11 protein-coding genes are annotated in these 14,085 nt (G+C 73.5%); 6 read left to right on the top strand and 5 right to left on the bottom strand.

Annotation, left to right across the window (positions count from 1 at the left end; genetic code table 11):
• Positions 1-19: 19 nt before the first annotated feature.
• Positions 20-3,823 carry a DUF6531 domain-containing protein gene (locus OG294_RS21500; RefSeq protein ID WP_327068147.1) on the bottom strand — a complete coding sequence of 1,268 codons (3,804 nt, stop codon included), beginning with the start codon at positions 3,821-3,823 and terminating at the stop codon, positions 20-22.
• The gene (locus tag OG294_RS21495; RefSeq protein WP_327068146.1) at positions 3,820-4,548 is read right to left on the bottom strand and encodes a WXG100 family type VII secretion target; all 729 of its coding nucleotides are present in this window, start codon (positions 4,546-4,548) and stop codon (positions 3,820-3,822) included. The genes OG294_RS21500 and OG294_RS21495 overlap by 4 nt, the downstream gene beginning before the upstream one ends.
• Before the next feature lie 220 nt (positions 4,549-4,768).
• Here OG294_RS21495 and OG294_RS21490 point away from each other — a divergent pair, with 220 nt between their 5' ends.
• The 5 genes from OG294_RS21490 to OG294_RS21470 all read left to right on the top strand — a co-directional run bounded on the left by OG294_RS21490 (position 4,769) and on the right by OG294_RS21470 (position 10,002).
• Positions 4,769-5,572, top strand: coding sequence for a CPBP family intramembrane glutamic endopeptidase (locus OG294_RS21490; protein ID WP_327068145.1), 804 nt, complete (start codon positions 4,769-4,771; stop codon positions 5,570-5,572).
• Entirely contained in the window at positions 5,569-6,897 is a 1,329-nt protein-coding gene (locus OG294_RS21485) for a sensor histidine kinase (RefSeq protein ID WP_327068144.1), read from the top strand. The genes OG294_RS21490 and OG294_RS21485 overlap by 4 nt, the downstream gene beginning before the upstream one ends.
• A complete protein-coding gene (locus OG294_RS21480; RefSeq protein WP_327068143.1) occupies positions 6,837-7,481 on the top strand; it encodes a response regulator transcription factor in 645 nt (214 codons plus the stop codon). The genes OG294_RS21485 and OG294_RS21480 overlap by 61 nt, the downstream gene beginning before the upstream one ends.
• 135 nt (positions 7,482-7,616) lie before the next feature.
• The gene (locus OG294_RS21475; RefSeq protein ID WP_327068142.1) at positions 7,617-9,683 is read left to right on the top strand and encodes a phosphocholine-specific phospholipase C; all 2,067 of its coding nucleotides are present in this window, start codon (positions 7,617-7,619) and stop codon (positions 9,681-9,683) included.
• 46 nt (positions 9,684-9,729) lie between these two features.
• On the top strand, positions 9,730-10,002 hold the full coding sequence (locus OG294_RS21470) for a hypothetical protein (RefSeq protein WP_327068141.1): 273 nt from the start codon (positions 9,730-9,732) through the stop codon (positions 10,000-10,002).
• A gap of 157 nt (positions 10,003-10,159) precedes the next feature.
• Here the strand turns inward: OG294_RS21470 and OG294_RS21465 are convergent, their stop codons facing one another.
• From OG294_RS21465 to OG294_RS21455, 3 genes are all read right to left on the bottom strand, one after another.
• Entirely contained in the window at positions 10,160-11,422 is a 1,263-nt protein-coding gene (locus OG294_RS21465; protein ID WP_327068140.1) for an MAB_1171c family putative transporter, read from the bottom strand.
• A gap of 39 nt (positions 11,423-11,461) precedes the next feature.
• A complete protein-coding gene (locus OG294_RS21460; RefSeq protein ID WP_327068139.1) occupies positions 11,462-12,094 on the bottom strand; it encodes a hypothetical protein in 633 nt (210 codons plus the stop codon).
• Positions 12,095-12,288: 194 nt separating this feature from the next.
• Entirely contained in the window at positions 12,289-12,891 is a 603-nt protein-coding gene (locus OG294_RS21455) for a helix-turn-helix domain-containing protein (protein ID WP_327068138.1), read from the bottom strand.
• A 321-nt stretch (positions 12,892-13,212) separates the two neighbouring features.
• Here OG294_RS21455 and OG294_RS21450 point away from each other — a divergent pair, with 321 nt between their 5' ends.
• Positions 13,213-14,070 (top strand): HAD family hydrolase, encoded by an 858-nt coding sequence (locus OG294_RS21450; RefSeq protein ID WP_327068137.1) that lies wholly within the window; start codon positions 13,213-13,215, stop codon positions 14,068-14,070.
• Positions 14,071-14,085 lie beyond the last annotated feature (15 nt).

Genomic DNA, 14,085 nt, shown 5'->3' with positions numbered 1-14,085 from the left:
AAGAGACGGTGCGCCGACGCTAGCCCGACCAGCCCGACGTCGGTCCATGATAGGTGATCGACCCCTTGGGGATCCGTATGTCATCCGGGCTGAACCAGACGTGGGAACGCCCGCCGCGAATCCTTCCGGGAAACTGGTCGGCCGGCACCTGGAATTCGATGAGGTATTGCGATTTCTCGTTGGTGATGCCCAGGAACGACTTGAAGCCGCCTTTTTTCGCGAGGATCTCCGCAGGACTCATGGGTGTCACGTAGACGCCGCGCGGATGCCCCTTGTCCGGCGAGGAGGCCTTGAGCAGGATGCTCTCCTTCGACCCGCCGCTCATGATCTTCTTGTAGCTGTCCTCACTGGTGAAGTGCCGAATGGTGACCGGATCGGCCGCCTTGGGCGTCTCGGGGGCCCGGGAACGGCTGGAGCCGCGGTGCGGCGAGAGCCCGAGGTGGTCGGTCCACGTGTGCGGGTTGTGGACATAGGCCTCGTAGTTCTGGGCCGGCGCCAGCCCCAGCGGGTCAGGGCTGACGTAGCGCGCGGTCTCCGGGTCGTAGTAGCGGTGGTGGTTGTAGTGGAGCCGCGTCTCGGGGTCGAAGTACTGGCCGGGAAAGCGCAGCGGGGTGTAGGTGGCGCTGCCGGCGGGCCAGGAGGTGGCTCCCCACAGCGTGGCGGTGGCGCGCCACGCCACGGAGTCGGTCGCCGTGTCGACCAGTTCGACCGGCGTGCCGACCAGGTCGGTCACGATCGCGAAGAACCGGCGCTCCGATCTGCCCGGGGCCGCGATCGTCTCCGTCTGCGCCAGCGGGTGGAGCCCGTCGTGGTCCCAGCTCAGCGTGTGCGGACCGGGCAGGTAGGGCGCGTGCGTGGTCTGCTCGGCGAGGGTGGAGCCGTCCCAGGTGAACTCCGTGCGTTCCACCACGGCCGAACCGTCCAGGCGCTGCTTGGCGATGCGCCGCCCGAGCGGGTCGTAGAGGTACTGCCAGCAGGCGCCGTCCGGTGTCGTGACGCCGGTGAGGCGGTCCTGCGCGTCCCAGGTGTAGCGCCAGGTGTCCGGCTCGCGCGACTGCCGCGCGACCTGCCGGAGCGTCATGCGGCCGGCCGCGTCGTACGCGTAGCCGACCCGCCCGGCCGAGACGAGCCGGGTCCCGGCGTAGGAGCGGGCTCCGAGCGCCGCCCGGCCGGCCGAGGAGGCGGGCCAGTCGGCGGCGGTGAGGTTGCCGGCCGGATCGTAGGAGTAGTTCTCGGTCCAGCCGGCCGCCCGCACCGCGGTGACCCGGCCCACCGCGTCGAGGACGAACTCCCGCGGCCCACCGAGCAGATCGTCGAGGCCGATCAGGCCGTCGTCCGCACGGTAGACGTAGTCGTGGCGTCCCAGCACGGTGTCCGGGGTGCCCAGCACCCGGCCGATCAGCCGGTTGCGGCTGTCCCAGCTGCTGGTCAGGGTGAGACGGCCGCCGATGACCCGCCGGGTCTCCCGGCCGGCCCGGTCGTGGGCGAAGTCGAAGGACCCGCCGGGGGTCGTGAGGGCCGTCGGCCGCCCGGCCGCGTCGTAGCTCCACGTGCTGACGTGGCCCGCCGGTGTGGTTCTTCGGACCACCCGGCCCAGCGGGTCGCGGTCACTGACCAGGGTTCGCCCGTTGACGGTCTCCGTCCGCACGTTGCCGACGGCGTCCACGGTGCGAACGAGCTCGACGCCGGGGCCCGTTGCCCCGATCAGGTGGCCACCGGGGTCGTAGCTGTACCGCGTGGTCCGTCCGGCGGCGTCCAGCGAGACGGTACGGCCGAGCCGGTCGCGCTCGTACCGCAGCTGCTGTCCCAGCGGATTGACCAGCGTGCCGAGCTGCCCGGCGGCATCGAGCCCGTACCGGACCGTCCGTCCGTTGAAGTCCCGTTCGCCGACCAGGCGCCCGGCCGCGTCGTAGCTGTAGGTCCACCGCAGGCCGAGCGCGTTGGTGACACCCGTCAGCTGCATGTGGGCGTCGTGCTCGAACGTGTAGCGGGCGCCGTCCGGGTCGGTCCGGGCGGCCAGGGTCTCGAAGTGGCCGTACTCGTAGCCGGTGACCTGGCCGAGTTGGTCGACATGGGCGAGCAGGTTGCCCTCACCGTCGTACGTCCAGGTCTCGCAGGCGCCGTCCGGTGTCGTGCGCGAGGCCGGGTAGCCCTCGATCGTCCAGGACAGCCGGGTGACCGCACCGAGCGGATCGGTGTGCGCCACGATCCGGCCGAACGCGTCGCGCTGGTAGCCGTTCGTGGCGCCGCTCGGATCGGTGATCCGCACCAGGAGGCCGGCCGCGTCACAGACGACCCTGGTGACCCCGCCGAGGGCATCGGTGACGGTACTCAGGTGCCCGTGCTCGTCGTAGCCGTAGGCCGTCGTGGCGCCGAGCGGATCGACGAGCGCGATCCGTCGCCCGGACTCGTCGTAGCTCTGCTGCCAGGTCGCCCCACCGGGTTCGACGACCTCGGTCGGCAGCGCGCCGCAGTCCGCGTAGCGCGCCGTGGTCCGTTCGCCGTCCGGGCGGGTGACCGTGATCAGGTCCCCCGCGCCGTCGTACGCGTAGCGGGTGGTGCGGCCCAGCGGGTCGGTCCGGGCGAGGAGGCGGTCGTACTCGTCGCGTTCGTCGTGGGTGGTGTGGCCCAGCGGATCGGTGACGGCGGTGATCTGGGCGTGTTCGTTGACGGTGTACGTGGTGGTGTGGCCCAGGGCGTTGGTCTCGGTGTGGGTCCGCAGGCCGGTGACCGGGTCCGGGTCGCCGTAGGTGAAGCGGAACTTGAGGGAGCCGTCGGCGCCGCCCTCGTCGATGACGCGGTCGAGGTGGTCGTAGACGTAGCAGTACTGGGAGTCGTTGCGGTCGGTCCAGGACAGGATGCGGCCGCCGGCGTCGTTGGCGAAGCGCATGGGCCTGCCGGAGGAGTTGTAGACGCTGGTCAGGTGGCCGTCGGTGTAGCCGTAGCGCAGCAGGAGGGCGTCGTGGCCGTCCGGGCCGGCACCGGCCAGGCGCAGGGCGGTGATGCGGTCGTTGTCGACGGTGACCAGCAGGCGGTAGCCGCCGGAGTGGGTGATGGAGTGCGGGGTGCCGTGCTCGTCGTAGGCGAGGTCGTAGTGGCGGCCGGAGCGGTCGCGGACCCGGGTGAGCAGGGCCTCGGTGCCGCCGGGCTCGAGGGTGAACTCGCGGACCAGGCCGGTGGCGCGGTCGGTGAGGGTGTAGCCGCCGGGGGCCAGGGCCAGGTCGCGGCGCTCGCCCGCGCTCGCCCGGACGGGATCGCCCGGTCCGGGGTGGGGGTAGGCCTGGGTGCGGCGGTCGGCGCCGAGGTGGACCACGCCCTCGGCGTCGATCTCCAGGCGCTCGTCGAAGGTGCAGACCCAGCGGCGGCCCATCCAGCGCCCGGCCCGGTAGCCGGACTCGAAGGTGCGGGTGAAGAGCAGCGGGAGCGAGCCGGGCAGCGAGGCGTCCACCTGGTCGATGAACATCCGCCCGGTGGCCATGTCGACGGGCTCACCGCCCGGGCAGACCGCGTCCTCCGTGCGGCCGGCCTCGCGGGGGTCGGCCGCCTGGCGGCGACCGGCGCCCTCGTCTCCCGGCTTGGACCGGTCCCCGCTCCCGCCCGGCAGGTGCGGCTCGTGCGGCTCGTCGTGCTCGGCGTCCCCCATGATCTTCTTCAACGCCGACTCGTGCTCGGCGTCCGCCTCAGCGGTGCGCTTGGCCACGGTCTTCAGCTTGGTGCCGGCCGAGTGGTAGAGGTCCTTGACCGTCTTGCCGGCGTCCTCCGCCAGCGTCTTGCCCAGCCGCCTGGCGCCGTCCTCCAGCGCCTGCACGATGCGGTTGCTCATGTGAAGTCCACCCCCGTCAGCCGGCCCTTCAGCAGTTGGGCGTGGCCCTCGACCTCCTGGGCGTGCGAGGTCACCGTGTCGGCGTGGTCCTCCAGGGCCTTCGGGTCGATCATGAAGCCGCTGCCGCCGGGCCCGGCGCTGCCCGGGACGCCCAGGACGCCCTCGACCGCTTCGAAGGCGAGACCGCTGACCGCCTTGGCCACGATGTCCACCAGCGGGCCGATCGCGGCCTCGATCACCTCGCCGATGATGTACTGCTCGAGCTGCTGCTCCAGGTAGTCGGTGATGCGCTCGGCGCCTTCGACGATCAGCGCCATGCCGGCCTCCGCCAGGCCCAGCGTCATCACCGAGGCCGCCTGGTCGGCGGCGAACGTCACGGCCAGCCCGCCGAGTTCGCCGATCGCCTGCCACTTCATCGCCACGATCGTGTCGGCCGCCGCGTCCAGCGCGGTGGCCACCGTGTGGCAGGCGTCGACCAGGTCGGTCATGTGGGTGGACGACAGCTTCGCCCAGCTCGCCACCAGCGTCTCGTAGGAGGCGCCCTGGTAGCTGGCCGCCAGCTGGTGGACGGTGGCCGTCGCCTTCTGGTGCGTACCGTCCACGCCGTCCGCGAACTCCCGGATGTGGGAGGCCATGTCGCGGACCTTGTCCTCGTTCACGTTCGGCCAGTTCACCCCGATGAACTGGAGCATCGAGACGACTTCGCCCGGTAGTTCGATCGCCATGCTTCCCCCGTCAAGTCACATGCGCGAAACAGACGTTAGTCCACCGGGCGGACGGTGCGAAGGGCTCTGGCGAGCTTCACCCGATCGGCGTGCCCCGGGGAGGTGCGCAAAAGTGCACCTCCCCGGGTGGAGCTGGGCCCAGGACGCCGGGCAGCGGCCTCCGGCATCGTCACAGGTGCCGAAGGCCGGCATCCGACGAGGGGGCACAGTGTCCGAGACCATGCAGGCAGTGCGGGGCGCCGCCCCGGGCAGGGCCGTGCCGCGGTCCCGCTTCTGGCGGGCGACCGCGGTGTTCACGATCGCGACCTGGCTCGGCGCCGGCGCCCTGCTGGCGCTCCAGCCGGTCGTCCGCCTCGATCCGCAGCTCCTGATGCTGCCCCAGTTCGGGCCGAGCCTCGGGGTGCTGGCGGTGCTGGCGCTCTGCCGCCGCGGGCCCGGGACGGCGGGGCACCGGCCCGCCCCGGGCATCCGGGCGGTGCTCGCCCGCTGCGCGGTGGGGGCCGGCGTGCTGGGCGCGATGTTCGCGCTCTGCCTCGGGGCGCTCCGCCTGATGGGCCGACCGGTCCACCTGACCGGTCCCGGATCGTTCGCGCACCCGTTCTGGCTGATCGCCGTCCTCCAGCTGATCGGCGCGTGCGGCGAGGAGCTGGGCTGGCGGGTCTTCCTGCAGCCGCACCTGGAGAGCCGCCGCTCGGGCCCGGTGGCGGCGCTCGTCGTCGGCGTGCTGTGGGGGACCTGGCACGTGCAGTACTACGCGTTCGGCGCCGCGTTCGTGGCAGCCTTCCTGGTGATGACGGTCGCGATCTCCGTCATCATGAGTGACCTGGTCAGGGGTGTGGGGGCGGGCGGCGGGGCGCTGCTGGTCGCCGGCTCGTTCCACTGGCTGATGAACCTGGGCACGCTCACGCTGCTCGACTGCGAGAAGGGGAGTCTCGTCAACATGGTGATCCTCGCCGGCGGTTCGACGGCCGCCGCGACAGCGCTGCACACCCTCGTTGGCCGCTACCGGAGGATGTCCCGGTGAAGAGTTCCGCGAACCGGGGTGGCGCCGACAGCTGGGCCGACCGCCTGCTCGCCCCCGGCCGGGGCCTGCTGCTCGCCTGGTGGGCACTGGCCGAGGCTGCTGTGGTGCTCGCCCTCACCGCGGCCGGTCTGCTGCTGGGCGCCGGCCTCGGCTGCTACCTGCTGCGGCCCTCCTTCGACGGGCTGCGCCGGGTGGCCACCACGGCCCGCGACCGCGCCGAGCGCTGGGGCGGCGTGGCGATCCCCGCGCCCTACCGTGCGCTGCCGCCGCCGCGGGCCGGGCTCCGGGGCCGGATCCAGGAGGGCCGGGCGCTGCTGGACGACCCGGCCACCCTGCGCGACCTGTGGTGGTCGATGACCGACCCCTACGTCGGGGCGGCGCTCGCGAGCGCGCCCGCCGCGCTGATCGGGTACGGCGCCTTCGGGGCCTTCGTCCAGCCCTTCGTCTGGCGGCCGATCGAGCGGGCCGGGGGCAGCAACTGGTACACCGCCGTCCACGTGCACTCCACCGCGACGGCGCTGGCCGCGGCGGCCGTCGGGCTCGCGCTGATCGCGGCCGGCCTGCTCGTCGGGCCGCCGGTCCTGCGGCTGCACGCCCGGTGGACCGCGCTGCTGCTGGCGCCCTCCCGCTCGGCGCGACTGCACCAGCGCGTCACGCACCTCGCCGACACCCGCGCCGAGGCGGTGGACACCCGGGCCGCCGAGCTGCGCCGGATCGAGCGCGACCTGCACGACGGCGCGCAGGCCCGACTGGTCGCCGTGGGCATGAGCCTCGGCAACGCCGAGCAGCTGATCGGCGCGGATCCCGAGGCGGCCCGGGAGCTGGTGGTGCTGGCCCGTGAGGCGTCGTCGAAGGCGCTGGAGGAGATGCGGAACCTGGTGCGCGGCATCCACCCGCCCGTCCTCGCCGACCGCGGGATCGCCGACGCCGTGCGCGCACTGGCCCTCGACGCGCTGCTGGACGTCGAGGCGCGGGCGCAGCTGGCGGGGCGGCCGACCGCGCCGATCGAGTCCGCCGCGTACTTCGCGGTCAGCGAGCTGCTCGCCAACGCGGCCAAGCACAGCGGCGCGAGCCGGGTGGACGTCGTGATCGGCCACCGGGACGGCACACTGACCGTCGAGGTCGGCGACGACGGCCGCGGTGGCGCCGACCCCGCCCTGGGCACCGGCCTGCGCGGCGTGGGGCGCCGACTGGCCGCCTTCGACGGCACCCTCACCGTGGCCAGCCCGCCTGGCGGCCCGACCACCATCCTCCTGGAGATCCCGTGCGTGTTGTCCTCGCAGAAGACCTCTTCATCCTGCGGGACGGCCTGGTCCGCACCCTGACCGGGCACGGCTTCGACGTCGTGGCGTCCGTGGACAACGGGCCGTCGCTGCGCAAGGCGCTGATCGACCACCGGCCGGACATCGCGGTCGTCGACGTCCGGCTGCCGCCGTCCTGCACCGACGAAGGGCTGCAGGTCGCCCTCGAAGCGCGCCGCCGCACGCCCGGCCTCCCGGTGCTGGTGCTCTCGCAGTACGTGGAGCAGCTCTACGCCCGCGAGTTGCTGGCCGACGGCGCCGGCGCGGTCGGCTACCTGCTCAAGGACCGGGTCTCGCACATCGGCCAGTTCGTCGACGCGGTCACCCGGGTCGCCGCCGGGGGCACGGTGATGGACCCGCACGTCATCGCGAAGCTCCTGACCCGCGGCGACGCCCGGGGCCGCACCGCCGCACTCAGCCCGCGCGAGCGCGAGGTGCTCGAACTCATGGCGGAGGGCCGCTCGAACGCGGCGGTCGGCCAGCGGCTGGGCATCACGATGAGCGCGGTGACCAAGCACACCGGCGCCATCTTCGACAAGCTCGGGCTGCCGCCCTCCGACGACGACAACCGCCGGGTGCTCGCCGTCCTGGCGTACCTCAACCGCTGACCGCCGCCGCGGGAGCCGCGGCCGGCGGAAGGTTTCCGCGAAATCTCCCCGCGTTCCGCCGTGAGTTCCCGGCCGTCTCATGACACTGTCTCAGCACTCGTGCCGCTCCGGGGCACCGTACGGGACAGGACAGCCATGAGCGCTATCAATCGTCGCCGGTTCATCCAGATGGCCGGTGGTACGGCCGCGTTGTCCGCGCTTTCGACCAGCATCGCGCGCGCCGCCGAGATTCCCGCCCACCGACGCACCGGCAGCCTGCAGGACGTGGAGCACATCGTCGTCCTGATGCAGGAGAACCGCTCCTTCGACCACTACTTCGGGACGCTGCGCGGCGTGCGGGGCTTCGGGGATCCGCGCCCGGTGACGCTGCCGAGCGGGAAGCCGGTCTGGTACCAGTCGGACGGCAGCAAGGACGTGCTGCCGTTCCGGCCCACTGCCGACCACCTCGGGCTGCAGTTCCTGCAGGACCTCGCGCACGACTGGAACAGCAGCCACCAGGCCCGCAACCAGGGGCGGTACGACCAGTGGGTACCCGCCAAGACCGCGACCACGATGGCCTACCTCACCCGCGAGGACATCCCCTTCCACTACGCGCTGGCGGACGCGTTCACCATCTGCGACGCCTACCACTGCTCGCTGATCGGCCCCACCGACCCCAACCGGTACTACATGTGGAGCGGCTACGTCGGCAACGACGGGCGCGGCGGCGGACCGGTGGTCACCAACGCCGAGGCCGGCTACTCGTGGACCACCTACCCCGAGCGGCTGGAGCAGGCCGGGGTCTCCTGGCGGATCTACCAGGACGTGGGCAACGGACTCGACGCGAAGGGTGGTTGGGGCTGGATAGAGGATGCCTACCGGGGCAACTACGGGGACAACTCGTTGCTCTACTTCAACCAGTACCGCAACGCCAAGCCCGGCGAGCCGCTCTACGACAAGGCCAGGACCGGCACCGACGCGCAGGGCGGCGAGGGCCTCTTCGACCAGCTCCGGGCGGACGTGACGGGCGGCAGGCTCCCCCAGGTCTCCTGGATCGTGGCCCCCGAGGCGTTCACCGAGCACCCGAACTGGCCCGCCAACTACGGCGCCTGGTACGTCTCCCAGGTGCTGGAGGCACTCACCGCGGACCCGGAGGTATGGAGCCGCACGGCGCTGCTCATCACCTACGACGAGAACGACGGCTTCTTCGACCACGTGGTGCCGCCGTACCCGCCCGCCACCGCGGCCCAGGGCCGCTCCACCGTCGACACCACCGGGGAGCTCTTCACCCCGGCCGCGGGGGACTCCAGCACCACCGGTCCGTACGGGCTGGGGCAGCGGGTGCCGATGCTCGTCGTCTCGCCCTGGAGCAAGGGCGGTTCGGTCTGCTCGCAGACCTTCGACCACACCTCGATCATCCAGTTCATCGAGCGGCGGTTCGGGGTGCACGAGCCGAACATCTCGCCCTGGCGCCGCGCGGTCTGCGGCGACCTCACCGCGGCCTTCGACTTCCGCACCCCGGACGCGCAGGTCCCCGGCCTGCCCGACACCAGCGGCTACCTGCCGCCGGACGACAACCGGCACCCCGACTACAAGCCGGTGCCCCCCGCCGACCCGCAACTGCCCCGGCAGGAGCGCGGACTGCGGCCGGCGCGGGCGCTGCCGTACACCCTGGAGGCCGACGGTCGGATCGGCTCCGACGGACGGCTGCGGATCGACTTCGCCAGCCGTGGCCGGGCCGGTGCGCACTTCCTGGTGACCTCGCGGTCGCAGCCGGACGGCCCGTGGAGCTACACGGTGGAGGCCGGGCGCGAGCTGTCGGCCGACTGGAGCCTCGCGAAAAACGGGCCGGACGGCTACGACTTCACCGTGCACGGCCCCAACGGCTTCCAGCGCCGGCTCACCGGCCGCCCCGGCGGCGCGGCGGTGACGGTGACGGCCTGCCAGGACGGCGACAGCGGGCAGCTGGTGGTGACCCTGACCAACGACGGGGACAGCACCGTGCGGCTCACCGTCGCCGACGGCTACGGCAAGGAGCAGCCCGCGCAGTACCGGCTGCGGGCGGGCGCCCACGCCACGCACCGGGCGCGCACCGGGCAGAGCAGCGGCTGGTACGACCTGGCGGTCACCGCCGACCAGGACGCCGCCTTCCTGCGCCGCCTCTGCGGCCACCTGGAGACCGGGGCGGCGAGCACCAGCGACCCGGCCATGGCCACGGACTGAGCGGGGGCGGGGCGTAAGGGCGCGGGACCGAGGAACACTGGGTCGCATGAGCGAAGCGAGCGAGCAACCGGGCGCGGCCGGGTTCGAGCGGTTCCGCATGCAGTGCCCCAGCTGCAGCCAGGGGGTGCGCACCCGGCCCCGGACGGGGGCCAGGGCGACGGTCCGTCACGACGGACGGCAGGTCATCGTGGTCGGTACCAGCTACGTGGGCGAGAACTGCGCGGACTGCGACGGCGCGGGCTGGCTGCCGCTGGGCTCCGGGGACTGGCGCGGCCGGCCCGGGGCGGAGCCGGGCACCGAACCCGACCTCGCCCCGTGAGCGGCCCGGACCCGGCGGCCGTCGCTGCCGCCGGGCCCGGGCGCTTCCGGTGGGCCGGAGCGGCTGGAGTGGCCGGGGCGCTCTCGGTGGGCCGGCGGGCCGTCAGCCGCGGAGGACCGCCCGCTGGGCGGCCCCCGGGTGGCGGATGGGGCAGGCCCTACCTCCCGGCGGCGGGCTGCGGGCTCTCGGCGCGGGTGAAGGCCTCCGCGGCCGGGGAGTGGTAGGCCGCCGCGAGGCGCAGCAGGCGGCGGGTCTCGGTCTCGAAGTCCAGCTCCGCGAAGCTGCCCGCCGCCGCCGTCAGCTCGGGCGGGTCCGCGACGGCGCCGCCGGCCGGGACGCGGCCGGCCAGCCGCTGCGCACAGGTGACGCGCAGCCAGAGCGCCTCGGCCAGCGCCTCGCCCGAACCGGGAGCGGCGTCGTCGGCGGTGGCCGCTCGGTCCGCCCGGGCCCGCAGCTCGTCGTCGGCGTGACCGGCAAGCACCAGGGCCGCGTCGCGGATCTCGATCACCCGGCGGTGCAGCAGCACCCGGGGGCTGCGCCCGAGCGGGGCGGTCAGCACCACCTCGGGCACCGCCGCGGTGAGCGAGGCCCACAGCGGCTGCAGCCGGCGCACCGTGCGCCAGGCCCGCAGCGCGGCGAGGGCGACCCCGACCGCCGGCATCGAACTGCCCAGCAGGACGAGCGCGATGGCCAGCCACTCGATGCCGTACAGCAGCGAGGCGGGCAGGAACATCGGCCGGGCATCGAGTTCCAGCAGCACCTGGCAGACCCGCAGCACGGAGTAGCCGAGGCCGGCCGCCGAGCCCGCCGCGAGCACCCGGAGCCCGCTGCGCAGCCAGCCGGCCCCGGCCCGCCGCGCGTAGGTGCCGAAGAGCCAACTGGTCACGCCCATCGCGGAGCCCAGGTAGCCGGCCACGATCAGCGCGTACAGCGCGGCCGGCACCGATCCCGGGTAGGCCTGGTAGAAGTCGGTGACCTCGCCGTCCTGCCGGATCAGTGTGAAGCAGACGACCAGGCCGCTCTGGGCCGCGAGCAGCACGGCCAGCTGCGGCCGGCGCAGCCGGGGAGCGAGGTCGGGCCGGGCGGTCTGGGCGACGAAGGCGACCATCGCCGCGCAGGCGACCAGACCGATCACGTGCTTGATCGGCACCACCACGTTGGGCAGACCGGTGCTCGTGTCGACCCAGGCCGTCAGGCCCGGCAGGCCCAGGGTGACCATGACCGTCACGCCGGCGAAGGCGGTCCACAGCATCCGCTGGCGCGGGTTGCGCACGGCCGCCGGCAGCCGCCAGGCGGTCACCAGCCAGAGCATGGCCAGCACCACCACGTGGGAGAGCGGCACCGGTGTGTCGGCGGCGGGGGCGGCGGCGGCCAGCGGGTGCGCGAACGGGGCGGCGAGGGCGAGCGGCGGGGAGGTCATCAGGGAGGCCGGATTCAGGTGGGTGGCGGTCGGCGTGGGTCAGGTGCGGCGGGCCGGGTGGCCCAGGGCGTCGTTGAGCCGGGACAGCACCTCGGTGGAGCAGGGCGAGACGGCCTCGGCGCCGACCCGGGTGGCCCGCTCCAGGATCAGGGTGGCGAGCGACTCGGCGTCGGCCTCCTGGCGGCTGCCGTAGCCGTCGCGGGCCAGCAGCGCCATCAGCCGGTCGGTGGCCAGTCCCAGTTCCAGGTCCGCGGCCCGGGCGGCGGCCTCGGCCTCGATCGCGGCGGCGGCAGCGGTGGCGATCGCGCTCACCGCCTCGGGCGAGAGCGCGGGACCGGCCGACTCGGCGGGCGCCACCAGCGAGGTCAGCGAACCCGCCTCGGGGGAGACGTGGTCGAGCAGCATGTGCGAGATCTCGTGCAGCACGATCTGGGTCTTCAGGATCGGCGCCGCACCCGCCTCGTAGAAGATCAGGTCGGCCGTGTCCAGGCTGACCCAGAGTCCGCACGGCAGGTCGGCACCGGCCGCGTTCTCCACCGGCACCAGGTGCAGCGGACGGCCGCGGTCCTCGGCGATGGCCGCGCAGAACTCGGTGAGGTCGAAGGGGGTGGGGACGACGAGCCGGTCCACCAGATCGGACAACTCGGACCGCGGCTGCCTGCGCCATCTCATGGCCGCCTGCCCTCTCCACTGTCGCCGTGCCGCCGCCCGACCGCCGCGGCCCGCCAGCCGCTCCCGGACGTTCGAGCCTGTAGCTTAAACGTTCCGTGGAGCGACGGTCACGTGTGGCGCTGTGCAGGTGCGGTGCGGGCTGCGCCCCGGCTCCTTCACCGGGAGCGGGCGCCGTACGGAGGGCGGGAGCGGGGTCAGCGGTCCCGTCCGCGCCCGCGCTTGGTGCGGCCCACCTCGGGCAGGCCCTCCACCGCGCGGACCTGGTCGACGATCGCCCGCAGGCCCTTGAGCGCGCGCGGCGACAGTCCGGCCAGCCGGAAGGCGACCGCGCGGATGTCACTGTCCGCGAGCACGTCGGCCAGTTCGTCGGCCGGGGTCGGCGCGGGAGCCGGCGAAGGGGGCCGCGCGCTGCTGGCAGCGCTCCCACCGGCCGGTTCGGCCGCACCGGCGCCGGCGGCCCGGCCACCGCTGCCCGGACCTGCCTTCAGCTCGCGCACCCGGGCTTCCACCCGCTCGGCCACCGTGTCGTCCAGGAAGTAGCCGACCGGCACCCCGAAGAAGGCCGCGACGGCCTCCAGCGTCTTCACGGTCGGGTTGGTCTTGGCGCCGGTGCGGATCTGCTGCAGCGTGCCGTGCGAGACGGTCGGACCGTCCGGCCCGGCCTGCTCGCGGATCGCCTGCGCGACCTCGTGGTAGCTGAAGGGGCCGCGGCCGGCGGGATGGATCTCCTGGAAGAGGTGGTCGAGTCTCTCCGCGATGGTGCGCCGGCGGTCCTCGGCCTGCTCGGGCATCGACATCGCCACTCCCTGATCCCCCGATCCGCGGGGTACACCGCGACCCACCCCTGCGCTCCGGCACTTGACGCTGTTCGTGTTGAAGGCCCCAGTATCCACTGAAATGGACGCGGACGACGAGCGAACGGGAAAGTCCCTGGTCAACCGCTACTCTCCGTTATCACGGTTGACAGCCCGGGGAGGGTTCAGCGTATGTTTCAGCGCATGCCGTCCAACAAAATAGACGGCACTGGGACGGCGCGCGGTCACACGGGGGTTGACCGCGCGCCGTCGGCCTTTGCCGTTGCCCCCGGGAGCCCGATCGGCACCTGCGAGGATGGACGGGTGACCCAGGCAGCCGCGCGCCCCCGACTGATCGCCACCGACCTCGACGGCACCCTGCTGTGCAAGGGCGGCACCGTCTCACCGCGGACCGCCGCTGCGCTCACCGCCGCCGAGGACGCCGGCATCGAGGTCGTCTTCGTCACCGGCCGCCCGCCGCGCTGGCTGCGGCTGCTGGGCGAGCACATCGGCGGCCACGGCGTGGCGATCTGCTCCAACGGCGGGGCGGTCTTCGACGTGCGGCGCGAGCGGCTGCTTGAGACCTTCCCGATCGCCGCCGCCGACGCCCGTGCGGTGGTGGACCGGCTGCGCGAGCGACTGCCCGACACGGCCTTCGCGTTCGAGTCCGCGGGCGGCCTGACCCGCGAGCCGCAGTACGAGGCGCTGATGTGGGGCGACGACGAGGCCTTCGCGGTGGCCCCGGCCCGGGAGCTGCTGGCCGACGCCACGGCGGACACCGCCGCGGGAGCCGCGGCAGGCTGCTACAAGATCCTGGCCAAGCACCCGGGGCTCGACCCCGACAGCTTCCTCGCCGAGGGCCGCCCGGCCATCGGCGAGCTGGCCGAGATCACCTGCTCCAGCCCGATCGCGCTGCTGGAGATCAGCGCGCGCGGCGTCACCAAGGCCAGCACGCTGGCCCGCTGGTGCGCCGAGCGGGGGATCGACCGCAGCGAGGTGGTCGCCTTCGGCGACATGCCCAACGACCTGGAGATGCTGGCCTGGGCCGGCACCTCCTACGCGGTGGCCAACGCCCACCCCGAGGTGCTGGCCGCCGCCGCCCAGCACACCCTGAGCAACCAGGACGACGGCGTGGCCCGGGTGATCGAGGAGCTCATCACCCGGGCCGGCAGCGTCTCCTGACGTCACGTCACCGCG

It is taken from the genome of Kitasatospora sp. NBC_01302, from assembly GCF_035976515.1.
Classification (GTDB): Bacteria; Actinomycetota; Actinomycetes; order Streptomycetales; family Streptomycetaceae; genus Kitasatospora.
Note: the sequence above shows the minus strand (reverse complement) of the source record. Positions and strands in the feature narration are given on the sequence as shown.

Excerpts from the sequence above, each read along its gene's own strand:
- OG294_RS21500 (WP_327068147.1), bottom strand. The coding sequence starts at position 3,823 with ATGAGCAACCGCATCGTGCAGGCGCTGGAGGACGGCGCCAGGCGGCTG.
- OG294_RS21455 (WP_327068138.1), bottom strand. The coding sequence starts at position 12,891 with ATGTCGATGCCCGAGCAGGCCGAGGACCGCCGGCGCACCATCGCGGAG.
- OG294_RS21465 (WP_327068140.1), bottom strand. The coding sequence starts at position 11,422 with ATGACCTCCCCGCCGCTCGCCCTCGCCGCCCCGTTCGCGCACCCGCTG.
- OG294_RS21475 (WP_327068142.1), top strand. The coding sequence starts at position 7,617 with ATGAGCGCTATCAATCGTCGCCGGTTCATCCAGATGGCCGGTGGTACG.
- OG294_RS21490 (WP_327068145.1), top strand. The coding sequence starts at position 4,769 with ATGCAGGCAGTGCGGGGCGCCGCCCCGGGCAGGGCCGTGCCGCGGTCC.
- OG294_RS21470 (WP_327068141.1), top strand. The coding sequence starts at position 9,730 with ATGAGCGAAGCGAGCGAGCAACCGGGCGCGGCCGGGTTCGAGCGGTTC.
- OG294_RS21495 (WP_327068146.1), bottom strand. The coding sequence starts at position 4,548 with ATGGCGATCGAACTACCGGGCGAAGTCGTCTCGATGCTCCAGTTCATC.
- OG294_RS21460 (WP_327068139.1), bottom strand. The coding sequence starts at position 12,094 with ATGAGATGGCGCAGGCAGCCGCGGTCCGAGTTGTCCGATCTGGTGGAC.